The following is a 547-nucleotide window of genomic DNA, read 5'->3' on the forward strand; positions in this document are numbered from 1 at the left end:
TCCGAGACGGCGAAAAAGAAACGAAAGGAGACATCTGCATTGACGCCAACATGACGCGCAGAACATAACAACCGGGTGGGTCAGATCTCGGTGACAATGCCGGGTCAATTCTCAGTGGCAATCAACATTTCTGGACCTCAAACAGCTTCGAGCTGTCGATGTTCATGAGCGGGTTTTCCTGCCCGTCGACAACGCCCTGTTGCAGCGCGACATACAGTTCCGAAAACGCCATCGGCGTCGGGTTCGCGCCCAGTGCGGTAAAAATCTGCAGCGTCATCGGATCGGGCGGGGTGCGGATCTTCAGGCCCTGCAAGTCCTCGGGCGTATTGATCGGCCGGACGTTGTTCGAGATGTGGCGAATCCCGTTATCCCACAGCGCCAGAAGCTTCAGCCCGTGTTTCGCGGCAGCCTCGTCCAGCTGGGAGTGTCAGGAACTCTGTGTATCTGATCCGGCCCATGCAGTTTCAGATACTCAAGCGGCGAAGCGCTCGCCGAACATTATGGCGAACTGGTTGCGGGCCGCAAACCATTCTCGGACGTTTCGGCC

Annotated in this window: 1 protein-coding gene; it reads right to left on the reverse strand. The window is 57.4% G+C overall.

Features of this window, described 5'->3' with window-relative positions; all coding sequences use genetic code 11:
• Positions 1-121 precede the first annotated feature (121 nt).
• A complete protein-coding gene (gene dctP / locus KNW02_RS20740; protein WP_216035063.1) occupies positions 122-418 on the reverse strand; it encodes a TRAP transporter substrate-binding protein DctP in 297 nt (98 codons plus the stop codon).
• Positions 419-547: the final 129 nt, after the last annotated feature.

The organism is Paracoccus marinaquae, from assembly GCF_018860165.1.
In the GTDB taxonomy this organism is placed as follows: Bacteria; Pseudomonadota; Alphaproteobacteria; order Rhodobacterales; family Rhodobacteraceae; genus Paracoccus; species Paracoccus marinaquae.